At 71.3% G+C, this 25,305-nt stretch carries 32 protein-coding genes; 15 read left to right on the top strand and 17 right to left on the bottom strand.

Annotated features, from left to right (window positions below; all coding sequences use genetic code 11):
- Positions 1-104: 104 nt before the first annotated feature.
- Positions 105-1,448, bottom strand: a complete 1,344-nt coding sequence (locus AB0J33_RS26780) for an ABC transporter substrate-binding protein (protein WP_363617099.1) — start codon at positions 1,446-1,448, stop codon at positions 105-107.
- A 251-nt stretch (positions 1,449-1,699) separates the two neighbouring features.
- Here AB0J33_RS26780 and AB0J33_RS26775 point away from each other — a divergent pair, with 251 nt between their 5' ends.
- Positions 1,700-2,473, top strand: a complete 774-nt coding sequence (locus AB0J33_RS26775; protein WP_363617097.1) for a peptidoglycan DD-metalloendopeptidase family protein — start codon at positions 1,700-1,702, stop codon at positions 2,471-2,473.
- Positions 2,474-2,524: 51 nt separating this feature from the next.
- Here the strand turns inward: AB0J33_RS26775 and AB0J33_RS26770 are convergent, their stop codons facing one another.
- The 5 genes from AB0J33_RS26770 to AB0J33_RS26750 form a co-directional block, all read right to left on the bottom strand.
- Entirely contained in the window at positions 2,525-3,019 is a 495-nt protein-coding gene (locus tag AB0J33_RS26770) for a TspO/MBR family protein (protein WP_363617095.1), read from the bottom strand.
- A 266-nt stretch (positions 3,020-3,285) separates the two neighbouring features.
- Complete coding sequence (locus AB0J33_RS26765) at positions 3,286-3,429, bottom strand: GPGG-motif small membrane protein (RefSeq protein WP_007464364.1); 144 nt, start codon at positions 3,427-3,429, stop codon at positions 3,286-3,288.
- Positions 3,420-4,196 carry a metallophosphoesterase gene (locus tag AB0J33_RS26760; protein WP_363617092.1) on the bottom strand — a complete coding sequence of 259 codons (777 nt, stop codon included), beginning with the start codon at positions 4,194-4,196 and terminating at the stop codon, positions 3,420-3,422. Before AB0J33_RS26760 ends, AB0J33_RS26765 begins: the two co-directional genes overlap by 10 nt.
- A 10-nt stretch (positions 4,197-4,206) precedes the next feature.
- A complete protein-coding gene (locus tag AB0J33_RS26755; protein WP_363617090.1) occupies positions 4,207-4,482 on the bottom strand; it encodes a hypothetical protein in 276 nt (91 codons plus the stop codon).
- Complete coding sequence (locus AB0J33_RS26750; protein ID WP_238658023.1) at positions 4,479-5,063, bottom strand: nucleotidyltransferase; 585 nt, start codon at positions 5,061-5,063, stop codon at positions 4,479-4,481. Before AB0J33_RS26750 ends, AB0J33_RS26755 begins: the two co-directional genes overlap by 4 nt.
- A 182-nt stretch (positions 5,064-5,245) precedes the next feature.
- Between AB0J33_RS26750 and AB0J33_RS26745 the strand changes: the two genes are divergently transcribed.
- On the top strand, positions 5,246-5,914 hold the full coding sequence (locus AB0J33_RS26745; protein WP_363617128.1) for a thymidylate kinase: 669 nt from the start codon (positions 5,246-5,248) through the stop codon (positions 5,912-5,914).
- Here AB0J33_RS26745 and AB0J33_RS26740 read toward each other — a convergent pair.
- Positions 5,899-6,591, bottom strand: coding sequence for an SDR family NAD(P)-dependent oxidoreductase (locus AB0J33_RS26740; RefSeq protein ID WP_363617088.1), 693 nt, complete (start codon positions 6,589-6,591; stop codon positions 5,899-5,901). The genes AB0J33_RS26745 and AB0J33_RS26740 overlap by 16 nt on opposite strands.
- A 114-nt stretch (positions 6,592-6,705) precedes the next feature.
- Here AB0J33_RS26740 and AB0J33_RS26735 point away from each other — a divergent pair, with 114 nt between their 5' ends.
- The 4 genes from AB0J33_RS26735 (at position 6,706) to AB0J33_RS26720 (ending at position 11,018) form a co-directional block, all read left to right on the top strand.
- On the top strand, positions 6,706-7,722 hold the full coding sequence (locus tag AB0J33_RS26735) for an NAD-dependent epimerase/dehydratase family protein (protein ID WP_363617086.1): 1,017 nt from the start codon (positions 6,706-6,708) through the stop codon (positions 7,720-7,722).
- Between the two features lie 75 nt (positions 7,723-7,797).
- Entirely contained in the window at positions 7,798-8,712 is a 915-nt protein-coding gene (locus tag AB0J33_RS26730) for a MurR/RpiR family transcriptional regulator (protein WP_363617084.1), read from the top strand.
- The gene (murQ, locus tag AB0J33_RS26725; protein ID WP_363617082.1) at positions 8,709-9,650 is read left to right on the top strand and encodes an N-acetylmuramic acid 6-phosphate etherase; all 942 of its coding nucleotides are present in this window, start codon (positions 8,709-8,711) and stop codon (positions 9,648-9,650) included. Before AB0J33_RS26730 ends, murQ begins: the two co-directional genes overlap by 4 nt.
- A 378-nt stretch (positions 9,651-10,028) precedes the next feature.
- Positions 10,029-11,018: a sigma-70 family RNA polymerase sigma factor gene (locus tag AB0J33_RS26720; protein ID WP_203148097.1), complete on the top strand. Its 990-nt coding sequence runs from the start codon at positions 10,029-10,031 to the stop codon at positions 11,016-11,018.
- A gap of 72 nt (positions 11,019-11,090) precedes the next feature.
- On the opposite strand, the gene AB0J33_RS26715 is transcribed toward AB0J33_RS26720, so the two are convergent.
- A complete protein-coding gene (locus AB0J33_RS26715; RefSeq protein ID WP_363617079.1) occupies positions 11,091-12,068 on the bottom strand; it encodes an NlpC/P60 family protein in 978 nt (325 codons plus the stop codon).
- 502 nt (positions 12,069-12,570) lie between these two features.
- Between AB0J33_RS26715 and AB0J33_RS26710 the strand changes: the two genes are divergently transcribed.
- Positions 12,571-13,092 carry a DUF6232 family protein gene (locus AB0J33_RS26710; RefSeq protein ID WP_363617077.1) on the top strand — a complete coding sequence of 174 codons (522 nt, stop codon included), beginning with the start codon at positions 12,571-12,573 and terminating at the stop codon, positions 13,090-13,092.
- Positions 13,093-13,141: 49 nt separating this feature from the next.
- On the opposite strand, the gene AB0J33_RS26705 is transcribed toward AB0J33_RS26710, so the two are convergent.
- Positions 13,142-13,471, bottom strand: a complete 330-nt coding sequence (locus AB0J33_RS26705) for a DUF3817 domain-containing protein (protein ID WP_363617075.1) — start codon at positions 13,469-13,471, stop codon at positions 13,142-13,144.
- A gap of 25 nt (positions 13,472-13,496) precedes the next feature.
- Positions 13,497-13,919 (bottom strand): hypothetical protein, encoded by a 423-nt coding sequence (locus AB0J33_RS26700; RefSeq protein WP_363617073.1) that lies wholly within the window; start codon positions 13,917-13,919, stop codon positions 13,497-13,499.
- Positions 13,920-14,053: 134 nt separating this feature from the next.
- On the opposite strand from AB0J33_RS26700, the gene AB0J33_RS26695 reads away from it, so the two are divergent.
- From AB0J33_RS26695 to AB0J33_RS26685, 3 genes are read left to right on the top strand one after another with little or no spacing between them, the layout of a single operon-like run.
- On the top strand, positions 14,054-14,395 hold the full coding sequence (locus tag AB0J33_RS26695; RefSeq protein ID WP_363617071.1) for a DUF6158 family protein: 342 nt from the start codon (positions 14,054-14,056) through the stop codon (positions 14,393-14,395).
- Positions 14,395-14,733: a hypothetical protein gene (locus tag AB0J33_RS26690; RefSeq protein WP_363617069.1), complete on the top strand. Its 339-nt coding sequence runs from the start codon at positions 14,395-14,397 to the stop codon at positions 14,731-14,733. The genes AB0J33_RS26695 and AB0J33_RS26690 overlap by 1 nt, the downstream gene beginning before the upstream one ends.
- A 54-nt stretch (positions 14,734-14,787) precedes the next feature.
- On the top strand, positions 14,788-15,330 hold the full coding sequence (locus AB0J33_RS26685; RefSeq protein WP_363617067.1) for a DUF1360 domain-containing protein: 543 nt from the start codon (positions 14,788-14,790) through the stop codon (positions 15,328-15,330).
- Between the two features lie 54 nt (positions 15,331-15,384).
- Here AB0J33_RS26685 and AB0J33_RS26680 read toward each other — a convergent pair whose 3' ends face one another.
- The 5 genes from AB0J33_RS26680 to AB0J33_RS26660 form a co-directional block, all read right to left on the bottom strand.
- Complete coding sequence (locus tag AB0J33_RS26680) at positions 15,385-15,579, bottom strand: hypothetical protein (RefSeq protein WP_091405645.1); 195 nt, start codon at positions 15,577-15,579, stop codon at positions 15,385-15,387.
- 22 nt (positions 15,580-15,601) lie between these two features.
- On the bottom strand, positions 15,602-15,826 hold the full coding sequence (locus AB0J33_RS26675; RefSeq protein WP_363617065.1) for a hypothetical protein: 225 nt from the start codon (positions 15,824-15,826) through the stop codon (positions 15,602-15,604).
- A 54-nt stretch (positions 15,827-15,880) separates the two neighbouring features.
- Positions 15,881-16,564 (bottom strand): SDR family NAD(P)-dependent oxidoreductase, encoded by a 684-nt coding sequence (locus tag AB0J33_RS26670; RefSeq protein WP_363617063.1) that lies wholly within the window; start codon positions 16,562-16,564, stop codon positions 15,881-15,883.
- Between the two features lie 107 nt (positions 16,565-16,671).
- Positions 16,672-17,526, bottom strand: a complete 855-nt coding sequence (locus tag AB0J33_RS26665) for a helix-turn-helix transcriptional regulator (protein WP_363617126.1) — start codon at positions 17,524-17,526, stop codon at positions 16,672-16,674.
- Positions 17,527-17,815: 289 nt separating this feature from the next.
- Entirely contained in the window at positions 17,816-18,910 is a 1,095-nt protein-coding gene (locus AB0J33_RS26660; protein ID WP_363617061.1) for a 3-deoxy-7-phosphoheptulonate synthase, read from the bottom strand.
- Positions 18,911-19,183: 273 nt separating this feature from the next.
- On the opposite strand from AB0J33_RS26660, the gene AB0J33_RS26655 reads away from it, so the two are divergent.
- A complete protein-coding gene (locus AB0J33_RS26655) occupies positions 19,184-19,402 on the top strand; it encodes a hypothetical protein (protein WP_363617059.1) in 219 nt (72 codons plus the stop codon).
- Here the strand turns inward: AB0J33_RS26655 and AB0J33_RS26650 are convergent.
- On the bottom strand, positions 19,369-20,106 hold the full coding sequence (locus AB0J33_RS26650) for a phosphodiesterase (protein ID WP_363617057.1): 738 nt from the start codon (positions 20,104-20,106) through the stop codon (positions 19,369-19,371). The genes AB0J33_RS26655 and AB0J33_RS26650 overlap by 34 nt on opposite strands.
- 102 nt (positions 20,107-20,208) lie before the next feature.
- Here AB0J33_RS26650 and AB0J33_RS26645 point away from each other — a divergent pair, with 102 nt between their 5' ends.
- The 4 genes from AB0J33_RS26645 (at position 20,209) to AB0J33_RS26630 (ending at position 24,668) form a co-directional block, all read left to right on the top strand.
- On the top strand, positions 20,209-21,498 hold the full coding sequence (locus tag AB0J33_RS26645) for a pitrilysin family protein (RefSeq protein ID WP_363617055.1): 1,290 nt from the start codon (positions 20,209-20,211) through the stop codon (positions 21,496-21,498).
- Positions 21,495-22,832: a pitrilysin family protein gene (locus tag AB0J33_RS26640; RefSeq protein ID WP_363617053.1), complete on the top strand. Its 1,338-nt coding sequence runs from the start codon at positions 21,495-21,497 to the stop codon at positions 22,830-22,832. Before AB0J33_RS26645 ends, AB0J33_RS26640 begins: the two co-directional genes overlap by 4 nt.
- A gap of 163 nt (positions 22,833-22,995) precedes the next feature.
- Positions 22,996-24,021 carry an aspartate-semialdehyde dehydrogenase gene (locus tag AB0J33_RS26635; RefSeq protein WP_363617051.1) on the top strand — a complete coding sequence of 342 codons (1,026 nt, stop codon included), beginning with the start codon at positions 22,996-22,998 and terminating at the stop codon, positions 24,019-24,021.
- 206 nt (positions 24,022-24,227) lie between these two features.
- Positions 24,228-24,668: a PPOX class F420-dependent oxidoreductase gene (locus tag AB0J33_RS26630; RefSeq protein ID WP_363617124.1), complete on the top strand. Its 441-nt coding sequence runs from the start codon at positions 24,228-24,230 to the stop codon at positions 24,666-24,668.
- A gap of 15 nt (positions 24,669-24,683) precedes the next feature.
- Here the strand turns inward: AB0J33_RS26630 and AB0J33_RS26625 are convergent, their stop codons facing one another.
- Positions 24,684-25,265: a nucleotidyltransferase family protein gene (locus AB0J33_RS26625; RefSeq protein ID WP_363617049.1), complete on the bottom strand. Its 582-nt coding sequence runs from the start codon at positions 25,263-25,265 to the stop codon at positions 24,684-24,686.
- Positions 25,266-25,305 lie beyond the last annotated feature (40 nt).

The raw sequence follows: 25,305 nt of genomic DNA, 5'->3' as shown, positions 1-25,305 counted from the left end.
TCTGGCGAGGTGCCCTCCAAATAACAAAAACAACACCCCCCCCCGCCCCCCCCCCCCGGGGGGGGCGCCCCCCCCCCCCCCCCCCCCCCCCCCCACCGCCGGGATCACTTAGGCCAGCTGCTCTCGATGCCCTGGAGCACCGGAGCGGTCGCCTTGCCGTTCAGCCACTCGACCATGCCCTTCCAGAACGTTCCCGCGCCGACGCCGGCCGGCATCAGGTCGGATCCGTCGAAGCGGAAGGTGCCCGTCTTGTCCTGCAGGATCTGGACGGAGAGCTTGTCGATCGGGCTGGCCACGTTGGCGATGTCCAGCTTGTTGTTCGCCGTGACCCAGTTGCCGAGCTTCGCGCGGCTGTTCACGTACTCCGCGGAGGCGAGGTAGGTCTGCACCGCCTGCACCTCGGGGCGGTCGGCGTAGGCGACGACGAACTCGCCCGCGCCCAGCACCGGCTTGCCCTTGGCCGGGTCGATGGTCGGGAAGTAGAAGGCGAACGCGTCGCCGTCCTCGGCCACCTTGGTGCCCTCGGGGAACTGGTTGGCGTAGAACGACGCCTGTCGGTGCATCGCGCACTTGCCGGTGGTCACCGGCAGGCCCGCCTCCTGGAAGGCGGTGGTGGTGATGCTCTTGACGCCGCCGAAGCCGCCGTTGACGTACTTCTCGTTCTTGAGGATGCTGCCGGCGCGGTCGACCGCGTCGACGATCTTCGGGTCGTTGAACGGGATCCCGTGGGTGGTCCACTGGTCGTAGACCTCGGGGCCCTGCGTACGCAGGATCACGTCCTCGATCCAGTCGGTGGCCGGCCAGCCGGTGGCGTCACCGGACTCGACGCCCACGCACCACGGCTTCATGCCGCTGGCGGCGATCTTGTCGCTCAGGGCGATGAGCTGGTCCCAGGTGGTCGGAACCTCCCAGCCCTTCTCCTTGAACGTCTTCGGCGAGTACCAGACGAAGGACTTCACGTTGGCGCCGAGCGGCACGCCGTAGAGCGTTCCGTTCACGGTGCCGTACTTCAGCCAGTCGGCCGGCATGTTCTGCTCGGCGAGGGCCTTGGTGTCGGCGCTGAGCGACTTCAGCTTGCCGGCGTCCGCGAACCGCTTCACCAGGCCCGGCTGGGGCACGAAGGCGATGTCGGGGGCGTTGCCGCCGTCGACCCGGACGGGGAGCTGCGCCTCGAACTCGCCGCTGCCCTCGTAGTCGATCTCGATGCCGGTGCAGTCGGTGAACTGCGACCAGGACCGCTCCAGCAGGTCGGCCTCGGCGTCACGGATGGACGCGTAGATGGAGACCTTCTTGCCGTCGTGGCCCTCGTACTTGTCGTATGCGGCGCACTCCGCGGAGCCCGCGTTGCTCTTCTTGTCGTCACCGGTACCGCAGGCGGTGGCGCTGAACGCCAACCCGAGTACGCCGGCGATCACGAAGGCCTGGCGTGGTCTGGTAAAGACCGCCATGCCGTCCTCCTTCCTAGCCGGCGCGGTCTCCGCTGGTGACCCGTCGCCGGTCCGATTGGGCGTGCACACATGTAAGCGCTTGCATCCGGCCCGGTCCACCCCCTGTCAGACACGAGCGAGTAACAATCCGGAAACCTGCGGGCTGCCTGGTGGGCGCGCTCCCGGGACATGCTGGGGACTCTTTCGAAGAATGACGATATCTGTCAGGCTGAGCGCACCGCATCGAAGGTTTTCGACATAGGAGGAGCTGTATGCGAAAGCGGTGGATCAGCCTGCTGGTGACGGGTCTCTTGGTCGGGGGAGCGCTGATCCCGGCCAGTCCGGCGTTGGCCGCGCCGACCTTCAAGGTGCCGTTCCCGTGCGGCCAGTCCTGGTCCGGGCAGACCCGGTCGGACCACAGCCCGGCGTACGCCGTCGACTTCAACCGCACCGACGACCTCGGCGACCCGGTGGTCGCCAGTGCCCCCGGCACGGTCGACCGGGTGACCGACCTCGGTGGCACCAGCTACGGCAAGTACGTCCGGATCAACCACGGGGGCGGCTACAGCACGTACTACGCGCACCTCAACGGTTTCAACGTCTCGGTCGGTCAGACGGTCGGGTACGGCAAGGTGCTCGGCTGGGTCGGGAGCACCGGCGGCTCGACCGGCCCCCACCTGCACTACGAGCAGCGCCTCAACGGTGCCGACATCCAGGTCCGGTTCAACGGCACCCTGGGCCTGTACTGGGGCACCAAGAGCTACACCAGTGACAACGGCTGCTCCTCGGGCGGCGGCAACGGCACCGTCGACACCAGCGGCACCCCGTTGACCGTCCGCTCCGGCCCCGGCACCGGGTACGCCTCGGTGGGCACCGTCGCCGACGGCACCCGGGTGACCATCGCCTGTCAGACCAGCGGCACCTCGGTCACCGGCACGTACGGCACCAGCTCGATCTGGGACCGGATCGGCTCCGGCCGCTACATCTCCGACGCGTACGTGTACACCGGCTCCGACGGATACATCCCCGGCGTGCCCCGCTGCTGACCGGCAACCGTCCCGGTCCCCGGCGGAGGCCACCGTCGGGGACCGGGACGGTCAGTCGTTCAACTGCCAGATCGACAGGTTCAACGCGGCGGCGAAGGTGACCCAGGCCCAGTACGGCAGCAGCAGCGCCGCCGCCACCCGGGACACCCGGGCGAACAGCGCCACGGTGAGCCCGATCGCCAGCCACATCAGCACGATCTCGGCGAACGCCAACCCGTACTGCCCCGCGCCGAAGAACAGCGGGGTCCAGATCGCGTTGAGCACCAGTTGGGCGGTCCACGCCCAGAGGGCGGGGGAGAAGCCGACCCGCCGCCACACCAGCCAGCCGGCGACCGCGATCAGCGCGTAGAGCAGCGACCAGACCGGTCCGAACAGCCACGCGGGTGGTGCCCAGCCGGGCTGCCGCAGGCTCGCGTACTCGTCGGTGGTGCCCTGTACGCCCAGCCCGCCGATCGCGGCCGCGACGAAGACCGCCGCGGCGAACCCAAGAAGACCCCACCAGCGTCGCCGGCCGGAGGTCCTCGACGCTTCCTGAGATATCTCCATGGTCGAGATAATTTCCGCCAAGCGTCAGCTCAAACCGCCGGAGACGCAGGGGCGCCCCCGTGCCCGTGGTCCGCTGCCCCGTACCTGGGGCAGCTCGACAGGGGCTCATCAATGCATTCGCGGTCGGACCGAGAACGCCGGGATCAGGCGGCTGCGGAAGGGCCCACGAAAAAGCGCCGGGATCGCCGCGGCCAGTGCTCCTGTCGGGAGGACGAAGCTCCGGTCGCGGCGACCCCGGCGGGTCCCGGTATTACGGCTGACGAACGCTAATTGAAGATGCTGACACCACCCGGGCCGACCAACAGCCCGACGACGATGAGGACGATGCCCCACAGGATCTGCCGGCGGAACAGCGCGAGGATGCCGGCGACCACGAGTACGACTGCGAGAATCCAGAGAATCAGCTCCATGACCTTTGACTACCCGACTGGCCGATCGGGGAAACCTGGTCGGTGTCGAGTTGATCGCCAACGTGAAAGACGCTGTACGCCTGCTTGATCACGGGGTGCGCGACGTTGCGGACGCGGACCCCGCCGGGGGTCGTGCCGCGCTCGGTGCCGGCGTGGGCGTGCCCGTGCAGAGCCAGCGCGGTGGGCGCCGAGTCGATCGCCTGCCCCAACTGGTACGAGCCGAGGAACGGGTAGATCTCCAACGGTTCGCCGGCCAGCGTGTCCGGCACCGGCGAATAGTGCGTGAGCGCGACCAGCAGGTCGCAGTCCAGCGAGCGCAGCGCGGCGCCCAGACGGTCCGCGCTGTCGGTGGTGGTACGCACGAACGCCTTCATCTCGGGCTCGCCGAAGTCACTCGCGCACCGTCCGGCGAACCCGCCGCCGAAGCCCTTGACGCCGGCGATGCCCAGCCGGCCGCCCGCGCAGTCCAACACGACGCCGTTGCCCTCCAGCACGGTGATGCCCGCGTCCTCAAGCACCTTGACCACCTGCGGCACCTGGTCACACTGATGGTCGTGGTTGCCGAGCACGGTCACCACCGGCACGGCCAGGCCACCGAACTCCTCCGCCACGCAGCGCGCCTCGGCCTCGGTGCCGTGCCGGGTCAGGTCCCCGGCCAGCAGCAGCGCATCGGCGCACTCCGGCAACTCCTCCAACGCCGGTCGGAACCGGCCGACCACGTCCTGGTCCAGATGCACGTCGCCCACGGCGGCGATCCGGATCACCATGGAACCTCCCTCAGGGCAGTTGCTCGATCTCCGTGGGCGCCTGGGCGCGGATCACTCCGATGTCGCTGGTGATCGGCACGTCCGGGAAGCGCTCGGACACCCGACGCAGGATCTCCTCCCGCCGGTGCGGGCTCTCCACCTCGCCGTACAGCACGAGGGCGCGTTCCCGTCGGATCACGGTGATCCCCTGTTCGGCGACGGAGGGATCCTCGACGAGCAACCGTTGGATCTCCGCTTCGACGTACTCGTCCGGTGGCCCGGCGCCGATGTCGCGATGATGGGTCACGATGTCCCCTCTCCTGGCTGGGTGCCGGCGGCCGACACCACCTCCAGCCGGTCCAGCAGCACCAGGAACGCCTCGGCGTACGGCGAGTGCTGCGTCTCCTTGCGTACCCGTTCCCAGTCGATCTGCTCCCGCAGCGACCGGGCCAGTGGCAGGCCGCGGGCGAAGTCGCAGTAGTGCTGGGAGAAGCTGAGAAGTTTGTGCACCATCAGCTGGGTGGCGGACAGAACCGGCATGTGGATCGCGTCCACCGGCCGGACGACCGTGTCGGCGAACGTCTCCTCGGTCACCGGCGTCTCGATCGGCCGGTGGATCAGGTCCACCATCCGGCCGTCGTCGAAGACCTTCACCAGCCAGTCCTCCGGCGGACGCTCGGCGACGAAGCCGGCGGCCACCAGGGCCTCCAACGCCTGTTCCACGTCGGCCTCCCGGATCAGGAAGTCGACGTCGTGATCGCTGGAGTGGCCCCCGTGGGCGTAGACGGCGAAGCTGCCGCCCAGGGCGAAGGGGATCTCGGACTGCTTGAGCACGGCGGCGACCTTCTTGAGGGTGTGCACAAGGCTCTCGTCCCCGCGCTCAGCCATCTGGTTCTCCCGTCGTCGTGTTGGTGGACCGGCGGTTGGCTTTCGAACTCCGGTACCCGGCATTCCGGTCGGCCACACCTGCCGGTGTCGCGCTCAGGTGTCAACAGGGATGAACCACCACAAACCTCGCGGCGTTGGTGCGTGGGTCGGATAACCTGTGGAGAGTGGCCAGATCATCGGGGATGCGACGACGCAAGGCCCGGTTGCGCACCGTCGCCCTGATCGGCATCGACGGTTCGGGCAAGACCACTCAGGCACACCGGTTGGCCGACGCGCTGACCGCCGCCGGCCGCCCCGCCACCTACCGCCGCAACGCCAGCGGGCGACGCTGGCTCGCTCGCCTCGCCCACCGGCTCGGTCGGCCGGACGCGCAACGGCTCGTCGGGCGCGACGGCGTGCTGGCCGTGGAGTCGGTGCTGCGCTGGCTCGCCATCGCCATCGCGCTGCTCACCTGCCTGCTCACCGGCCGGACAGCGGTGATGGACCGCTACTCAGCCTGCCAGTACGCGAGCATCCGGGCGCACGGCGGGCAGCGCTGGGAACGGCTCGCGCGGGCCGGCTACCGGTTGTTCCCGACACCGCAGGTGACCTTCCTGCTCGCCGTCGACCCGGCCGAGGCGTACCGGCGCATCGAGGAACGCGGCACCGACCACGAGACGATGGGATGGCTGACCGCGGCCGACACCGCCTACCGGGCGCTGCCCGAATACCCGAGCTTCGTGCTGGTGGACGCGGGCCTCCCGGCCGAGGAGGTCACCGAGCAGATCCAGGCGCACCTGGAAACCTGGTTGCCGCAGTCCGGGCCGGGCGGTGCGGACGTGGACCCGGCCGTCGCTCAGGCCCGCCCGTAGACCGGAATGGTGGCGCCGCTGGTCGGGGCGGACTCCGGCGATGCGAGGAATCGGATGACCGGCGCGATCTCGTCCGGGGTCACCCAGCGGGAATGGTCGGCGTCCGGCTGGGCCGCCCGGTTCGCCGGGGTGTCGATGACGCTGGGCAGCACGGTGTTGCAGCGCACGTTCTGCGACCGGTACTCCACCGCGACGGCGTTGGCGAAGGCCAACACGGCCGCCTTGGCCGTCGAGTAGCCGGCCGCGCCACGGAACGGGGCGAGCGCCGCGCGGGCCGAGACGCAGACCACCGCGCCGCCGCCGGATGCCACCAGGTGCGGCAGCGCGGCCTGGGTGACGAGGTAGGTCGGCCGCAGGTTGACGGTGAGCATCCGCTCGAACTCGTCGACCGGTGTCTCGTGCACCAGCCCGCCGCTAGCGTACCCCCCGACGAGGTTGACCACCGCCCGCAGCGGCGCCGCCGGCTCGCCGGCGGCGGTCTCGACGGCCTGGGCCGCGCCCGCCGGCTGGCCCACGTCCGCGACCACCCGGACCAGTCCGGCCGCCGCCGGCTGCGACCCCGACCGGGATTTCCGCTCCGGTACGACCACCCGCCAGCCCGTCTCGGCGAAGGCGGTGACGACCGCCCCGCCGAGCCCGCCGGAACCTCCGGTCACCAACACGCTGCGCGCTGCCATGCGCCTCACGCTAGTACCTGGAGAGCCGGGCACCTCGCGCTGGCCGGTCGCCGGGCGCTCTGCCGAGAGCAGAGTGGCTGGCCGAATCGTCGCGCGGCGGCGCAGGATCGGCGGATGCGCATCCTCATTCTCGGTGGTACCCGATTCCTCGGCCGGGCGACGGCCCGGCTCGCCGTCGAGCAGGGGCACGAGGTGACCTGCGTGGCCCGCGGCGTCTCCGGCGTCGTGCCGGCCGGGGCACGGTTGGTGGCGGCCGACCGCGACGACCCCCGGGCGCTCGTCCCGCTCGCCGCCGAGGGCTTCGACGCCGTGATCGACGTGACCCGCCAGGTCAGCCACGCCCGGCATGCGCTCACCGCTCTCGCCGACCACGTCGGCCACTGGTCGTTCGTGTCGACGGTCTCGGTGTACGCGGACCACACCACCCCGGGCCAGAGCGCGGCTGACGCGCCGGTGCTGGCGCCGGCCCCACCGGACGTGGACGGCCCGATCGGCCCGGACCACCGGTGGTACGGCGAGTGCAAGGTGAGCATCGAGCAGTTGGTCCGGGAGCGGATGGGGGCGGACCGCTCGTTCGTCTGCCGGGCCGGGCTCATCGTCGGCGCGGAGGACCCGAGCGACCGTTTCCCGTACTGGGTGCGGCGGCTGTCGGCCGGTGGCGAGGTGCTGGCGCCCGGACGGCCGACCGACCGGGTGCAGTTCATCGACGTCGCCGATCTGGCGCGTTGGCTGCTGCACGCTGCCGCCACCCGCCTCGCCGGCACGTACGACGGCAGCGGTCCGGCGCTGACCCGGGCGGAGCTGTTGGCCGGGGTGGCCGCCGGGCTGGGCGTCGCCGATCCGGTCCTCACCTGGGTCGATCAGGAGTTCCTGCTGTCCCACGACGTACGCGAGTGGTCGGGGGAGCGGTCGCTGCCGCTCTGGGTGCGGCTGCCCGAGGCCGGTGGCCTGATGGACCGGGACGTTCGAGCGGCCCTGGACGCCGGGCTGACGGTCCGTCCGCTACCCGACACCGTTCGGGCGACCGTGTCCTGGATGAGCGCGAATCCCGCCGCCGTCCGGCAGGGTGGACTGGACCCGGCGGATGAGGCGGCGATCCTGGGGGAGTGGCAGGCTGTGCGGGACCGGTGATCCCGGCCGCGCGAGTTTCCCCCACCTCGGACAGTCATAGTTGACGCTCACGCTTGGTGAAAGTAAGTTTCACCCGTGGCGAAGAGTCCGAAGATTTCTGCGAGTCACGAGCCCGGTGGGCTGATCGTCCACATCAGCGGGCTGTTGCCGTCGCTGTCGCCCGCCGAGCAGCGGGTCGCCCGGCTGGTCGTCTCCGACCCGGCGGCCGCCGCCCGGCGGACGATCACCGACCTCGCCACCGCAGCGGAGACGTCCGAGGCGACCGTCATCCGGTTCTGCCGGTCGGTCGGCATGGACGGCTATCCCCAGCTGCGCATCCGGCTCGCCGCCGAGGCCGCCCGCCGGGTCGAGCCACCGGACGCCCGGGTGGTCGGCGGGGACATCCCGCCCGGCGCCGACCTCGCCCAGATCATCGCCACCATCGCGTTCAACGACGCCCGCGCGGTCGAGGAGACCGCCGAGCAGCTCGACCCCGCCGTCTGCGAGCAGGTGGTCGAGGCGATCAGCGGCGCCGGTCGGATCGACATCTACGGCGCCGGCGCCAGCGGGTTCGTCGCCTCGGACTTCCAGCAGAAGCTGCACCGCATCGGCCGGATCGCCTTCTACTTTCCGGACGTACACACCGCGCTGACCTCGGCCGCCCTCCTCGGCCGGGGCGACGTGGCGATCGGCATCTCGCACACCGGCACCACCTCCGACGTGATCGAGGTGCTGGAGCAGGCCCGCACCCGCGGTGCCGCGACCGTGGCGCTCACCAACTTCCCACGCTCGCCGATCACCGAGGTGGCCGACTTCGTGTTGACCACGGCGGCCCGGGAGACGACCTACCGCTCCGGTGCGACGGCGAGTCGACTGGCCCAGCTCACCGTGGTCGACTGTCTCTTCGTCGGGGTGGCCGCCCGCAACCGGGCGCGGGCCCGCAAGGCCCTGGAGGCGACCGCCGAGGCGGTCCAGTCGCACCGGGTGGGTGCCAACCGGAGGCGGGCATGACGGCGGGTGCGGACATGCCCGCACCGCCCGCCCGCCCGACGGTCCGGGTGGGCGCACCCACCGAACGGCGCAACCCGCTCAGCGTCGACCTCGACCTGATGTCGACCCGGGACGTGCTCACCGTGATCAACGAGGCGGACCGCCGGGTGCCGGCGGCGGTGGCCGCGGTGCTCGACGAGATCGCCATCACCGTCGACCTGGCGGTCGCGGCGCTTCGCGGTGGTCACCGGGTGCACTACTTCGGGGCCGGCACCTCCGGTCGCCTGGGTGTGCTCGACGCGGCCGAACTGGCCCCCACCTTCAACTCGCCCCGACACTGGTTCTGCGCGCACCTCGCGGGGGGCCCGGACGCCATGTGGCGGGCCGTGGAGGACGCCGAGGACGACGACCGGGGCGGCGCGGTCGAAGCGGCCAGTTGTGTACGCGCCGGGGACCTGGTGGTCGGTCTGGCGGCCAGCGGCCGCACCCCGTACGTCCTCGGGGCGCTTGCCGCAGCCCGCGCCAACGGCGCCTCGACGGTGCTGCTCTGCGCCAATCCGGAGGCGGAGGCCGCCCGGTCGGTCGACGTGTTCATCGGGGTGGACACCGGACCCGAGGTGGTCACCGGGTCGACCCGGATGAAGGCGGGCACGGCGCAGAAGTTGGTGCTCAACACGTTCTCGACCGCCGTCATGGTGCGACTGGGGCGGGTCTACTCGAACCTCATGATCGACATGGTGGCCACCAACGCGAAACTCCGCGGACGAATGATCTCGATCCTGGTCGAGGCCACCGGCTGTTCCGAGGAGATCTCCCAGCAGGCCCTCACCCAGGCCGACGGCGACCTGAAGACGGCGCTCGTCTCCCTCGTCTCCGGTGCCGAGATCGACGCCGCCCGGGCCGCGCTGGCCCGCTCGGCCGACCAGGTGCGCGGCGCTCTCGCCCTGCTCGCCTCCTAGCGTCACCCGCCCCCGGGAAGCGAACGGGGCCTCGGATTGTTCATCTGGCCGGGGGGTAATAACTCCCCGTGGATGAACCGACCGGTCCCGCGGTGCGTATCTGGCAGTGACCAGGATCGCAGCCCGGTGGTGACCCGGGTCGCTGTGCCCCCACGGCGGGCGGTGTTGCCATGGTGCGGTAACCCTCTACGTGGTGCCCAGTGGCGAGCCACCCGATGGGGTGCTGACAGCAAACATGGACCGTGCTCTCAGCTACTACTCAGGCATTCGTGACACTTTCGACTCACGACATGGAATCCCCGACACGTCTCATCTGTTGTGTAGGTGTCAGCACCGATGGGCACAGCAGAAGTTACCAGGGGTTGACGGACGTGGGGAATGGCAAGGAACCGGGCAACCGGCGCGAGCGAGGGGACCGTGGGCAACGTGGACAAGAACATCGGCATGCGAACCGACGAGGTTGCCGAGGAGCGCGACCTGGTCGGCGTCTACCTGCACGAGATCTCCCGGACGCCACTGCTGGACGCCGCCAAGGAGGTCGATCTCTCCAAGGCGATCGAGGCCGGCCTCTACGCCGAGCACCTGCTCGGTGAGGAAGCCGTTCCCGCCGGTGTCGACCGGGCCGACCTGGAGTGGCTGGTCGTCGAGGGAGAGCGGGCGAAGGACCTCTTCATCCGTGCCAACCTCCGACTGGTCGTGTCGATCGCGCGGCGTTACGTGCGCTCGGGCATGCCCATGCTGGACCTGATCCAGGAGGGCAACACCGGCCTCGTCCGGGCGGTCGAGAAGTTCGACTACGAGCGTGGCTACAAGTTCTCCACCTACGCCACCTGGTGGATTCGTCAGGCGATCAGCCGGGCGATCGCCCAGCAGGAGCGCACCGTGCGTCTGCCGGTGCACCTGGTGGAGGACGTCAACCGGATGCGTAACGTGGCCCGGCAGTTGACCCGTGAGCTGGGCAGCGACCCGGAGCCGGAGCAGATCGCCGCCGCTCTCGGCGTCACCGTCGAGCGGGTGAACGAGCTGCGCCGCTGGTCGCAGGACACCGTTTCGCTGGACACCCCGGTCGGCGACGACGGCGACACGAACCTCGGCGACCTGGTCGCCGACAGTGACGCGCCGTCGCCGGAGGACATCGTCCTCAGCGGCCTGGAGCGGCAGCGCATCGAGGGGCTGCTCAACCACCTCGACGACCGGTCGGCCGGCATCATGCGGGCCCGCTACGGGCTGGAGGACGGCCGGGAGCACTCGCTCACCGAGGTCGCGTCCCGGTTCTCGCTGTCCCGCGAGCGGATCCGGCAGTTGGAGATCCAGGCCCTCGGCCGGCTCCGTGAGCTGGCTCGGGCGGAGGGGCTGCAGGCAGCCTGACCTGGTAGTAATTGACGGCGAACGGCCGGCGTCCGATAGGGGGACGCCGGCCGTTCGCCGTTACCGGTCGGGTCAGCGAACCCGGCCGTAGCCCTGGATGGGCATCATGTTCATGCCGCGCTTCAGCACGTTGCGACCGGCGCTGGGCGCGTCGATCACCTGGCCGTTGCCCACGTAGAGGGCGACGTGCCCGAGCCCGCTGTAGAAGACCAGGTCGCCCGGGCTCAGGTCGCCCCGGCCGATGTGCGCGACCGCGCTCCACTGCATCCGGGTGTTGTGCGGCAGGGACCTTCCGGCGGCCCGCCAGGCCGCCGAGGTCAGCCCGGAGCAGTCGTAGCCGTTCGGCCCGTCGGCCGCCCAGACGTACGGCTTGCCGATCGCGCCGAACGCGTAGCGCACCGCCGTGCCGGCGGCACCGGCCACGGCGGGCACGTTCTTGGCCTCGGTGGCCGCGGCCTTGGGCTCGGGTCGCTCGGTGGCGGCCCCGTACGCCTGCCGACGCAGCTCGTACAGCCTGGCCAGGTCCTGCTCGATCTGCTTCTTACCCGCCGCGAGTTGACGGGCCTGCGCGGCCTGCCGGGTCAGGGTGGCGCCCAGGCGGGCCTTCTCGTCGAGCAACCGCTGTTGGTCCGTGGTGAAGCCGGAGATGCTCTCCTGCCGCTGGCGGGTCAACTGCTCGATCGTGCCGAGCCGGTCCAGTAGCGCGGCCGAGCCGCCGGGGCGCAGCAGGGCGTCCGCGGTACGCAGCCCACCACTCTTGTACGCGGTGGCGGCCATCTCTGCCACGTCGGCCCGGCTCTGCTCGACCTGCTGTTCGAGTGGGCCGATGCGGGTCTGTAATCGGGCCACGGCGGCCTCGTTGGTCTTGATCTCCTCACGCAGTTTGTTGTACGACTCGACGACCCGCTCCAACTCGGCCGAGGACGTCTCGATCCGGCGGGTCAGGTCGGCGGGGGACGGCTCGGCTCTGGCCACCGCCGTCGGGGCGATCAGCGCGGCTGACATGCCGGCCAGCGCCATGGTGCGCAGCAGATTTCTCAGGGATGACAAGAGCGGAAGGCCCCTCTCCCACGGCCGCCGGGGGCTGCTGACGCCCTCGGCGACACCGGCCGGGGCCATCCGGGCGGACGGCACTGGGCCGGACCGGCTCGCCCAACCTAACCCGGGACGGTTGTCGCTCGCAGTGGAAGCAGGGGCGAAAGTTGGAAGAGTTGCACGTCGGGACGCTGGGTGGGGCGTGGTCATCGTGGCTGGTGACGCCTGCGATCGAGGACGGACCGCGCTTTTCGCGGACTAATGACGGATATGCGACTTTCGTCGTTCCCGGCGTATGCCGCCGGATTCCTGGGCCTCATAACCGATAAAACCTGAAATGGATGCTGTTTCTCGGCGATGTCACCCGGGTGTGGGTAACTGTCGGGAGCCCGTAAATGCCCAGGTCGAGTGGCGGTGCCGCAACACAATGAAGGCCGGAGCCGGGAATCCCGTCGACAGCGAGCGGTGACCGCCGCCGGCGGGTCGACTCGGCCAACCGTCCCCTGCGGGAGGAACCGTGAATCGTGAAGGCGCAAGGACGCGACCGCCGCGAACGGTGCCGGGCGCCCGGTCGACCCTGCTGTACGCGCGGCCCGGCATCATCGTGACCGTCGACCGGTTCACCGTCGGCCGGACCAGTTACCAGGTCGCCGACCTGACCCATCTGCGTACCACCCGCGGCCCGCACGACCGGGTCGCCGTCCGGGCCGTCGTCATCACCGCCAGCATGCTCGGCGGCGTCGGGCTGCTCCTCGGCTTCACCGGCGGTCTGCAACGACTCACCGCCGAGGCGTACCTCATCCTCGGCGCGGTGTTTCTGCTGCCGGCCGCGCTCGCCCTGGTCGGCGATCGCTGGCGGCCACCGCCCTACGAGCTGTGGGGGTGGTACCGGGGATCGGAGGTGCTGCTGTTCAGCGCCGACGACGAGCGGCAGTTCGGCCAGGTCACCCGGGCGCTGCTGCGGGCCCGGGAGGTCAACCGCTACGGCGGCTGGGTCGACCCGCTCGCCTCGGCCGACCCGTGGCGGCCCAACCGCTGACCCGACGGACGGTGGACCGGCGCCGGGTCGGCGTCGGCCCGCCGGCCGCTCAGTGCGCGACCGGCTCCGGAGCACGCTCCTGCCGCGGCGCGGCCAGCCAGGCGCTCACCCGACGCTCCGCGTAGAACGAGACGAACGGCACGGTGCCGGCCAGCATCACCAGCAGCATCCGCTTCAGCGGCCAGTCGGCTCGGCGGCTCAGGTCGAACGCGGCCACCAGGTAGATCATGTAGAGGAAGCCGTGCGCCGGCCCCACCGTCTCCACCACGACCGGGTTGTCGAACGCGTACTTCAGGGGCATGCCGATCACGACCAGCAGGATCAGCACCACGCCCACGATCCAGGCGATCACGCGGTACCGGGTAAGGGCTGCGCCCACCTTCGTCCGTCCTTCCGAGCCCGGCTCAGCCGGGATAGTCACCGGGCTTGGCACCCGGATTGGCGTTCAACCATGACAGGTAACGGTTGTAGGCGGCCAGGTCGGAGTCCTCCACGACATCCTCGGCGGCCGGCGCCCGGGACACCCGAACCGGTCGGCGTACCGCCGGTCGGGACCCCACGGTGACCGCCGGTGCCGGCTCGACGGTCGGATCCGCGGGCGGCGCGTCGGCCTCCGCGACCCGGCGCCGGGCCAGCTTCACCTCACGCCACCAGACGTAGACCACGAAGCCGGCGAAGATCGGCCACTCGACCGCGTACCCCCAGCTCAGGCTGTTGCCGGCGGTGGCCCGGCTGATCTGCCACCAGCCCAGCCCGAGAAAGCCCACGGCCAGCACGACCATGGCCACGTGGCGCGCGATCCACGCCGGGGTCCAGAGCCGCCTCATGGCATCGAGGGTACCGGGACCGCTGCCGGTCTCCGACACCGTGTCGTAGTTGTCGCCCCGCCGGGATGGTTTGGCGTCAGCACGCCTGGGCAATCGTCTAGACGCCAGCCCAAACGAGATCAAGGGGGGCGATCATGACCGGATCGGTACGTGAGGACGGATTCGCGTCCAGCGGCAGCACGGAAATGAGCCCGGAGCAGCGGGTGCCGGAGTGGGGCGGCGATCAGCTCGCCGACGACCCGGCCGGCGCCCCGGGTCTCGACGGCGACCTGCTCGGCATCGACCCGACCGAGCTGACCGACGAGGACCTGATCCGCGAGATGCACAGCCTGCACCGCACCCGGCTGGACACCCTGCGGCACGCGGCGGACTCGGCACTCGCCAACCACCTGCGCCGCACCGCGGAGCTGGAGACCGAGTACCTGGCCCGTCACCCGGGCCGGGAGGTCGACCCCAGCCGCCTGCGGGACGCGTGATGCCGGCGCGCGCCGTGCGCGGCATGTCCGCGCCACCCGAGGTGGTCTTCAACACCGCCACCGACCCTGACCGGGCCTCGGCCTGGCTGCCGGAGCCGCTCCGCGGCGACGGCAGCCCGGCCGCGGAGATCAGCGGCGAGGAACTGCGGGCTCGCTGGGGAGACGGGGACGCCGACGACTGGTCCGCCGAGATCCGGGTGGAACCAGCGGATTCCGGCGGGGCCCGGATCCAGCTCGACCTGGCCGACGGTTCGGGCGACGCCAGCCCGGACCAGTTGGCCGACGAGGCGCTCACCAACCTGGCACGCGAGGTCGCCGACAACCTCCAGGCCGGCTGAGTCGGCCTGCGCGGGGCGCCGCTTCCGCACCATCACGACACACGAGGAGATCGGGTGAGCGACACTGGCCTGCGACAGAAGGCGACACGGCTGCGCCGCGCGTACGCGCCGCACGAACACCGGCCGCTCGGCGGCTACCTGGTGGCGATGGGCGCCTACGCCGGGGTGACCGGGGCCATCGCCGGCCTGGTCAAGGCGACCGGTCGGCCGGTGCCGGAGCGTCCCGCCCCGTCCGACGTGGTGCTGCTCTCGATCGCCACGCACAAGTTGAGCCGGCTGCTGTCCAAGGACGCGGTGACCAGCCCGCTGCGCGCCCCGTTCACCCGTTACGACCGCCCGATCGGCAGCGGCGAGGTGATGGAACAGGTCCGCGACTCGGGCAGCCCTACCCGGCACGCCATCGGCGAGTTGCTGAGCTGCCCGTTCTGCCTGGCGGTCTGGGTGGCCACCGGGCTGACCGGCGGTCTGGTGCTCGCACCCCGGCTGACCCGGCTGGTGGCCACCGCGCTGACGGCGGTGGCCGCGTCCGACTTCCTCCAGATGGCGTACGCGACGGCGCAGCAGGCCGCCGAGGGTGGGCACGACGACGAGGACTGACGAACAGGACACACAGAGGGGGCCGGCAGACGCCGGCCCCCTCTGTCGTACGCCTCAGCGTTGCATCCCGGACCAGCCGTGCGGCGACTCCGGCTCCCGTTCGTCCTCGTCCGCGCCGGTGATGATGTCCCGGTCCACCGCCGTGCGGTCGTGTTCGTTGGCGAAGTCCGGCTCGGGGGTGGTGTCCCTGCCCTTCGGGGGCTGACCCAGCGCCGGCACCTTCTCGTCGTGGTCCTCGTGATGCGTCATCGTGTGTCCCTTCTGCGGTCGCTCACCCGATGGAACCGCCCAGCAGGTCGCTGGCCTCGTCCACCGCGTACTCGCCCTCGGGTAGCGCGTCGATGCGGGCGAGCAGGTCCGGCGGGAGCTCGGCGGCCACCGCATGGCGGTAGATCTCCGCCTGTTCGACCCGCTCCTGCGCCCGGAAGATGTCGTCGAGCAGGTCGTCGAGGGCCCGGGTGTCCGGCTCGCCGGCCACGGATGCGTCGTCGGTCACGTCGATCAGCTACCCGGGGCGGAATCGGTCAAACGTCACGACGACGTACCGGTTTCACCAGGGCAGTTCCCCTGCTTCGTCCTGAAAGGTCCCGGTCGGCCCGGTCGGGGCCAGGGTCGCCAGGCGTACGACCTGTCGGGCGCTCTCCTCGACCGGTCGACCGATCCCGAAGGCAGCCGTCATGTCGGTGGCAGTGGTGCCCGGTTCGAGGGCGTTGAACTTGATGCCCGGCTGCGACTTGGCGTACTGCACGGTGAGCATGGTGGCCGCGGACTTGGACGCCGAGTACAACGCCAGCGACATGCCGAACTCCGGCCGCTCAGGATTGTTCACCGCCCAGAACGATCCGGCGCTGCTGGAGATGGTGACGACGTTGGGGTTCGACGACCTGCGAAGCAACGGCAGCGCCGCCTCCGTGACGCGTACGATTCCCACCGCGTTCGTGTCGAAGGACCGCAGCGCGGCGGGGCCGTCGAGGTCGGTCTCCAGAATGCCCGCGTTGTGCACCAAGACGTCGAGTCGGCCCTCGACCGCGTCGATCGTGGCCAGTGCGGTGCGCACCGATGCGTCGTCGGTGACGTCGAGCTGCACGAATCGCGCCCCGAGCGCCGCGGCGGCCTTCTCGCCCCGCTCCCGGTCACGCGCGCCGACGTAGACGACATGGCCCAGTTCCAGAAGCTGTTTGGCGGTCTCGAAGCCGATGCCCTTGTTGGCGCCGGTGATCAGGGTGACAGTCATGTTCGTCCTCTCGAAACGCATGCCCGAAAAGGCTGTCGTGAACGCTATGCACGACCCGCCGACCTACCCAGAGCCCTGTCGAGCCGGGGGTCTGTGAGGACCCCCGCTCAGCTGCTGGCCGGCGACACCGTCGGCGCTGCCTCGCGGCTGGCGGGCAGGCCCATGGAGGCGAGGAGGCTCAGCTTGTCGGCGTTACTCGACCCGGCGTCAGGGTGGAACACGACGAGCATCAGGCCGTCCGCTCCGGCGATGCTCAGCCGTTCCCGGTTGAGGATGATCTCCCCAACCTGCGGGTGGTTGAGTCGAATCGGCGTGCCGCGTTGTCCGCGTACTTCGTGTCGGGCCCAGAGCTGGCGAAATCGGGCGCTCGCCAACGAGAGTTCCCCGGTGAGTTCGATGAACCGTGGATCGTCGATGTCAGTGCCCACGGCCTGTCGGAGGTTCGCCACGAAGCACTCCGTGATGTCTTCCCAATCCGGGTGCAGCGCCTGCTCGGCGGGGTTCAGGAACAGGTCCCTGAGCTGGTTGCCGCCTTGCACGAGACCTGGCGAAAGAGCTGTGGCGAGGCTGTTCGAGGCCAGGATGTCGAAGTACCGTCCCTCGATGAAGGCGGGCTGGACGAGAGAGCCCAGCAGCTTGAGCGCACCGCCGGGAACCGTCTCCCTACGCGGTCGACGTCTGCGCTTTCGGGGAGTGTCCGCGACCAGCTTCAGCAGGTGGGCCAGGTGCTCGTCGTCGAGCTGGAGCACCCGTGCGATGGACTCCAGCACCTGCACGGACGGGTTGCGGTCGCGGCCGCGTTCCAGGCGCAGGTAGTAGTCCGCGCTGACACCGGCGAGCATGGCGACCTCCTCGCGCCGAAGGCCCGGTACGCGTCGCACGCCCACGGTGGGGATACCGGCCTGCTGAGGGGTCACCAGCGCCCGCCGAGCACTCAGGAAGGCGCCAAGCTCGTTCGACATCTCGGTCACCAATCGATCGTATGGTCCGGCGAAGCGGTCAGAGGGGGCCTGTCGCACCCCTGGCTGCTCGCTGTGAACCGCCTACGGACAGCGCCGCCCCCGGCCTTGTGGGCCGGGGGCGGCGCTGGTGTCGGTGTGCAGGTCGCCTCTCGGCGAGTGGCACTACGCGGCTCCAGCCGGACGGTATTCCGCGAGGCTATTTAGGTGAGGCCCGGGGACACTGGACACACCGACACCCCGGTCAACGAGCCGACCCCCGCTCGTGTTCCGTGCGGCGCGGTGTCGGCGGTCACACCGTCGTCGGCAGAGTGGCCCGACGGGCCCGAACCGCCGTGGCCAGGTGGTCGAGCACCTCGGCGGTGTCGTCCCAGCCGAGACAGGCGTCGGTGACCGACCGGCCGTACTCCAGCTCCCGGGTCGGGTCGAGCTCCTGTCGGCCCGGCAGCAGGAACGACTCCAACATCACGCCGGTGATCCCCCGCTGGCCGGCGGCCAGTTGGGCGGCCACGTCGGCGGCGACCAACGGCTGGTTGCGGTGGTCCTTGCCGCTGTTGGCGTGACTGGCGTCGATGACCAGCCGCTCCGGCAGGTCGGCCGCACGGAGCAGGTCGAGCGCCCCGGCGACCGAATCCGCGTCGTAGTTGGGCCGGCCGCCCCCGCCGCGCAGGACCAGGTGCCCGTCCGTGTTGCCCCGGGTGTGCATGATCGCCGGGGTGCCGGAGAAGTCGATGCCGGGGAACACGTGCGGCACCCCGGCGGCGCGGATCGCGTCCACGGCGGTGCCGATGCTGCCGTCCGGGCGGTTCTTCATGCCGATCGGCATGGACAGGCCGGAGGCGAGCTGGCGGTGCACCTGGCTCTCCACGGTGCGGGCGCCGATCGCGCCCCAGGCCACCGTGTCCGCGATGTACTGCGGGGTGATCGGGTCGAGGAATTCGCAGCCCACCGGCAGGCCGAGGCGCAGCACGTCGATCAGCAGCGCCCGAGCCAGCCGCAGGCCGGTGTTGACGTCCCCGCTGCCGTCCAGGCCCGGATCGTTGATCAGGCCCTTCCAACCGACCGTGGAGCGTGGCTTCTCGAAGTAGACCCGCATCACGATCAGCAGGTCGTCGGCGAGCCGGTCGGCCGCCGTCCGCAGCCGCTGCGCGTAGTCCAGGGCGGCGGCCGGATCATGCACCGAGCACGGGCCCACCACCACCAGCAGGCGGTCGTCCTCGCGGTCCAGGACACGACTCACCGCGCGGCGGCCGGTCAACACGGCCGACGCGAGCGGGGCGTCCAGGGGCAGCTCGTGGTGCAGCAGGGCGGGCGTGGTCAGCGGCACGACACGGTCGATCCGCTGATCGCTGACCCGATCGGTCTCCGGGGTCGTCACGGTGGGCATCCTTCCGCCGACCGTGCCCGGGGCCGGTGCCCGGGACGAGCCGGCTGCTCGTACGCAAAAGGGCAGGAACGACAGCTCCTGCCCAGCCGGCTCGGTCCGTGGTGACGTCAGTTCATGGTGAAGTCACCGGCGTGCGAGCCGGCTGCCTAAACCATCGATAGGAACGCGTCACCGGGCTAGCGTACCCGACCGCGCGCGGTGCCCCGGCCGGTCGTCCCAAGATGCGGAGTGAACATCGCGTGCCGGCGGCACGGTCGGGGTAACAGGGGTGCCATGACTGAACAGCAGAGCGATCAGGACCGGGTGGAGTCCCGCGCACACCACCTCCTGCCCGAGGAGACGGCGGTGGGCAGCGACGACCCGGAGGCGCAGGCCGAGGCCATCCTCGCCGAGTCGGACATCCGGGCGGCGGACCAGAACGCCGCCCCGGACACGGTGCTGGAACGCCGTACCTCGGATCAGACCGTGGCCGCGGTCGAGCCGCCGGACTGAGCGGTCGCCCCGCGAGCCCGGCGCGACCCCCGGTAGGTGTGGTCGCGCAGCCAGGCCAGCGGACCTGCCACCCGCAGATCGGGTGGCAGGTTGCGCACCGGATCGAACGCGAGCGCCGCGTCCTGCGCGGCGCTGAGCTGCGCACCGAGGCTGACCTGCCCGACCAGCCGCCAGTGGCCCACGGCCGACGCGACCGCGAGCACCAGGCGCGGGGTGTCCGTCCGGGTCGCGGCGGCCGCCGTGGCCAGGCTGCGACCGAGATCGGCCGAGTCGGGGTCGGCCAGCGCGGCCAGCCACAGGCGGCGACGGCCCGCCCGGTAGCACATGATCGTGCTGTACGTGCCGGTGAAGCGGCGTCGGGGCAGCGGCAGGTTCCGCAGTACCGGGGCCGCGCCGCTGGAGCTGACCAGCAGGTCGAACGGGCGCCCGTCGTCGCGGTGCAGCCGCAGCGCGAGGCCCAGCACGTCGGGCCAACTGCCGGGGGTGGGCGTGCCCTTGGAGAGCCGGACCGTGGTCCGGTACCGGCCGGGCTGATCCAGCAGGTCGACCCCGGTGGGTGGTCCGGGCGTACCCCAGATCATCGTCTCGCCGGCGAACGAGCGACCGGCCGGATGCAGCAGACGGCCACGGCGCAGCCGGGCGAGTGCGGCGCTGGCGCGTTCGACGGTGCTGGCGACCCGGGACGGCGGTGGGGTGACGGTCATTGCTCTCCGGTACCCCGAGCGGCGGCACCGATGCGGGCGGGGCCGGCTCGCCGACCGACCGCACGTCACCTTTCCGCCCGCGAGATCGGATAGCGTCGGGACATGCCCGACAGCGGTTACCCCTGGCCCATTGAGACGTCCCGCCTGGACAACGGCTTGCGCGTGGTGGTGAGTGAGGATCGCACCGCGCCCGCCGTGGCCGTCAACCTGTGGTACGACGTCGGCTCCCGGCACGAGCCGGCCGGGCAGACCGGTTTCGCCCACCTCTTCGAGCACCTGATGTTCGAGGGCTCGGTGAACGTGGCGAAGACCGAGCACATGAAGCTGATCCAGGGTTCTGGCGGCTCGCTCAACGCCACCACCAACCCGGACCGGACCAACTACTTCGAGACGGTCCCGGCCGAACACCTGGAGCTGGCGCTCTGGTTGGAGGCCGACCGGATGGGCGGCCTGGTGCCCGCGCTCACCCAGGAGACGCTCGACAACCAGCGGGACGTGGTCAAGAACGAGCGCCGGCAGCGCTACGAGAACGTTCCGTACGGCGACGCCTGGCTGCGTCTGCTGCCGCTGCTCTACCCGCCGGGACACCCCTACCACCACGCGACGATCGGTTCGATGGCCGACCTGAACGCCGCCGACCTCGCCACCTTCCAGGCGTTCCACCAGACCTACTACGCGCCCAACAACGCGGTGCTCACCGTGGTCGGCGACGCCACCGCGGCCGACGTGTTCGCGTTGGCCGACAAATACTTCGGCGCGCTGCCGCCCCGCGACGACATCCCGTCGGCACCCGACGGCCGCGACGTCCCGGCCACCGGGCAGACGGCCGTCGAGTCGGTCAGCGCCGACGTGCCCGCGCCGAGGGTGTACGTCGCCCACCGCAGTTACCCGTTCGGCAGCCCCGAGTACGACGTGATCACCGTGCTCGCCACCGTCCTCGGCAGCGGCCGGGGCAGCCGGCTCTACCAGCGGCTCGCCGACGGAGAGCGGATCGCGCAGCCGGACCTGGTCGGGGCGTACGGGGTGGATCTCGCACACGCCCCGGCACCGCTGATCGCCACCGCCACGGCCCGTCCCGGGGTGAGCGCCGAGCGGCTGGCCGAAGGGCTGGCCGACGTCGTCGACGAGCTGGCCACCGTGCCGGTCACCACCGCCGAGCTGGATCGGGCCAAGGCGTTGCTCAGCACCGGATGGTGGCGTCAACTGTCCACCGTCGACGGCCGCGCGGACCTGCTCGGCCGGTACGCCACGCAGTTCGGTGACCCGGCCCGCGTCGCCGACCAGCTGCCGGCCCTGCTCGCGGTCACCGCCGAGCAGATCGCCGAGGCCGCCGCCGACGTACTCGCCACCGACCGGGTGACCCTGACCTACCTGCCCGAGGAGACCTCATGACGCTGATCGCCGACCGTCCCGGCCCGGGTGCCGCCCGCCCGTACCGGTTCCCGCCGGTGGTCCGCCGCGCCGCGGGTGGTGGTCAGGTCGTCGCCGCGCACCTGCCGGGGCAGAACCTCGCCGTGGCCCTGCTGCTGCTCGACGTGGGCGCGGGCCAGGAGCCGGTCGGCAAGGAGGGCCTGTCCGGGGTGCTGGCCAAGGCGCTGGAGGAGGGGACCGCGCAGCGGGACGCCGCCGCGTACGCGCTCGCCGTCGAGGGGCTCGGCACCGCCCTGTCCACCGGTCTGGACTGGGACTCGTTCCAGGCCAGCGTGGTGATCCCGGTGGACCGGCTCAGCGCGGCAGTGGAGCTGCTCGCCGAGGCGGTCCGGACGCCCAGGCTCGACCCCGCCGACGTACGCCGGGTCCGGGACGACGAGGCGACCGCGCTCCGCATGGACTGGGCGAACCCGGGCCCGCGCGCCGACGCGGCACTGCGCGCCGACCTGTTCGGCGCGCAGAACCGCTGGGGACGGCCGATGCACGGCGACCCGGACTCGGTCGCCGCGTTGGACGTCGAGGACGTGACGGTCTTCCACTCCGAGTGGTTCCTGCGCCCCGGCACCCTGATCGTCGCCGGTGACCTGGACCGGATCGACCTGGACGCACTGGCCGCGTCCGCGTTCGCCGGCACCGGTGGTGGCCCGGTCGAGCGGGGCGGCCCGATCGAGGTGCCGTTGCACGACGGTCGGCGGATCATCCTGGTGGACCGGCCCGGCTCGGTGCAGTCCACGCTGCGGCTGGGTCACCCGGCACCGCACCGGGCACACCCCGACCACGTGCCGATGACGCTCGCCGGCACGGTGATCGGCGGGGCGTTCACCTCCCGCCTCAACCACCTGCTCCGCGAGGTGCACGGCTACACCTACGGCATCCGGGGTGACTTCGCCTCGTCGCGGCGATTCGGACGATTCGCGGTCAGCTCCGGCGTACAGACGGCGGTCACCGCGCCGGCCCTGGTCGAGGCGGTGGGCGAGATCGCCCGTACCCAGGCCGGCGGGGTGACCGAGGACGAGCTGGCGGTGGCCCGCTCCTGGCGTGCCGGCCAGCTCTCGGTCGAGTTGCAGAGCCCCCGGGCGATCGCCTCCGCGTTGACCACCCTGGTCGTGCACGACCTGCCGGACGACTACCACGCGCGGTTGCGCGAGTCGCTGCTCTCCGCCGACGTCGACCAGGTCTCCGCGGCGGCAGCCACCCACCTGCACCCGGATGCGCTGACCCTGGTCATCGAGGGCGACGCGGCGGTGATCCGCGACGACCTGCGCTCCACCGCCCTAGGCGACCTGCTGCCCTAACGCCCGCCCCCGCCCGCCCCTGCCCACCCCGCCGGCCCCTGCCCGTCGGGGTGGGGTCGGGGCGAGGGCTGGGTGGGGCGAGGGCTGGGTGGGGTGTGATGCGGGACCCGGGGGGTGGGAAAGGGCTCCCGGTTCCGGGGGTGCGGTCGGTAGCCTCGCGGGCATGAGGATCGGCATTGTGGGGGCCACCGGCCAGGTCGGTGGCGTGATGCGGCAGGTGCTGGCGGAGCGGGAGTTTCCGGCGGAGCAGGTGCGGTTGTTCGCCTCGGCGCGGTCCGCCGGGCGGACGCTGCCGTGGCGCGACGGCGAGGTGACCGTCGAGGACGCCGCGACCGCGGACTATTCCGAGCTGGACATCGTGCTCTTCTCGGCCGGCAAGGGCACCGCCCGGGAGTTGGCACCCCGAGTCGCCGAGGCCGGCGCCGTGGTGATCGACAACTCGTCGGCGTTCCGGATGGACCCGCAGGTGCCGCTGGTGGTCGCCGAGGTCAACCCGCACGCCGCCCTGGACCGGCCGAAGGGCATCATCGCCAACCCCAACTGCACCACCATGGCCGCGATGCCGGTGCTGCGTCCGCTGCACGCCGAGGCGGGCCTGGTCGGCCTGGTCGTCTCCACCTACCAGGCGGTCTCCGGGGCCGGGCTGGCCGGCGTCGCCGAGCTGGACGAGCAGGTTCGCAAGGTGGCCGAGCACGCCGCCGGGCTGGCCTTCGACGGCTCGGCCGTGGAGTTCCCCGCGCCGCGTTCGTTCGCCCAACCGATCGCCTTCAACGTCCTCCCGCTGGCCGGGTCGATCGTCGACGACGGCTCGTTCGAGACCGACGAGGAGCAGAAGCTCCGCAACGAGAGCCGCAAGATCCTGGAGATCCCCGACCTGAAGGTGTCCGGCACCTGCGTCCGGGTGCCGGTCTTCACCGGTCACTCGCTCCAGATCAACGCCCGGTTCGCCCGGCCGATCACCCCGCAACGCGCCCACGAGCTGTTGGCCGACGCGCCCGGGGTGGCACTGACCGACGTCCCGACGCCGTTGCAGGCCGCCGGCCAGGACCCGACCTACGTCGGTCGAATCCGCGCCGACGAGACCGTGGAGTACGGGCTCGCCCTGTTCTGCTCCAACGACAACCTCCGCAAGGGCGCCGCGCTGAACGCGGTGCAACTGGCCGAGCTGGTCGCCGCCGAGCGCCGCTGACCGGCACGGTCGCCAGCGCACCGAGCTGTCACCGAGCCCTCGTCGTTCGTCGGCGGGGGCTCGGTGCCGTTCGGGGGTGATCGTCCTGCCGTTCCCGGGGCGGTGCCGTTCCCGGTGGTCGTCCTGCCGTTCCGGGTGGTCGCCCGCGACGGCCGGCAGGTCGTGCTTGGATGGGTCGGAGACGATCGTCCAACCTGGAGGACACCATGCCCGACGACCGCACCCGGCAGGCGTTGACTGATCTGGTGGCCGACCACTCGATGGGCGTGCTGGCCACCATCAAGCGGGACGGGCGCCCGCAGCTGTCCACGGTCCTCTACTCCTTCGACCGGGACGCGGGCCTGATCCGGGTCTCGGTCACCGACGGCCGCGCCAAGACCGCCAACCTGCGCCGCGACCCGCGTGCCAGCTTCCACGTCAGCAGTCAGGACGGCTGGGCGTACGCGGTGGTCGAGGGCCGCGCCGAACTGACCCCGCCGGCCGCCGAGCTGGATGACGACACGGTCGAGGAGTTGGTGGCGCTCTACCGGGGGCTGAGCGGAGAGCACCCCGACTGGGACGAGTACCGGCAGGCCATGGTCGACGAGGGACGGATCGTGCTACGTCTGCACGTCGAGCGGCTCTACGGGATGCCGCCCCGAGGCTGACCCGCCCAGCGCCGATCAGCCCGGCTCGATCACGGTCACGCCGGGCCAACGTCGGTCCGGTCGGTGCCGGGCCAACCGCTGCCGGGACCGGGTCACGTCCACCCGGGCCGGGTTGTGCCGCCACACCCCGCCCAGCAGATCCGTCAGGCCGTACGGGGCGCAGACCCTGAGCCGGTCGGCCGAGTCCAGGCGGACGGCCACCGCCGTCGCGTACTCCGGCCAGGTGGCGACCGCCTCGGTCACGCTGCGGTACGGCTCGATCGGGTCGCCGCCGAATGTCGCCGCGTACCAGGTGTGCACCGCCGCCTGGTTGCGCGCCTGCCACGGCGGCTGCGGCCACATCCCGGTCAGTTGGGCGGTGGCGCGGTCGTCGTCGGCGCGGGTCAGTTTCGCCGGGTCGAAGAAGACCACGTCCACGTCGTGGATCTGCGCCGGGTCGAACCCGTCGCCGTACCGTTCGCCCCAGACCAGGTCGCGCACCGCTCCCGCGCCGATCCAGGCGTCCGGCAGCCCGGAGTCCCGCACCACGGTCAGCGCCCGGGTCAGCCAACCGTTGCCGGCGACCAGTTCGCGCAGCTCTTCCTCGCCCGTCATCATCCGCCCACGGTAGGCAGCGGAGCCGACACGGTCGCTGGTG

It is taken from the genome of Micromonospora sp. NPDC049645, assembly GCF_040675155.1.
In the GTDB taxonomy this organism is placed as follows: Bacteria; Actinomycetota; Actinomycetes; order Mycobacteriales; family Micromonosporaceae; genus Micromonospora.
This window is presented reverse-complemented; position numbering and strand designations above follow the sequence as displayed.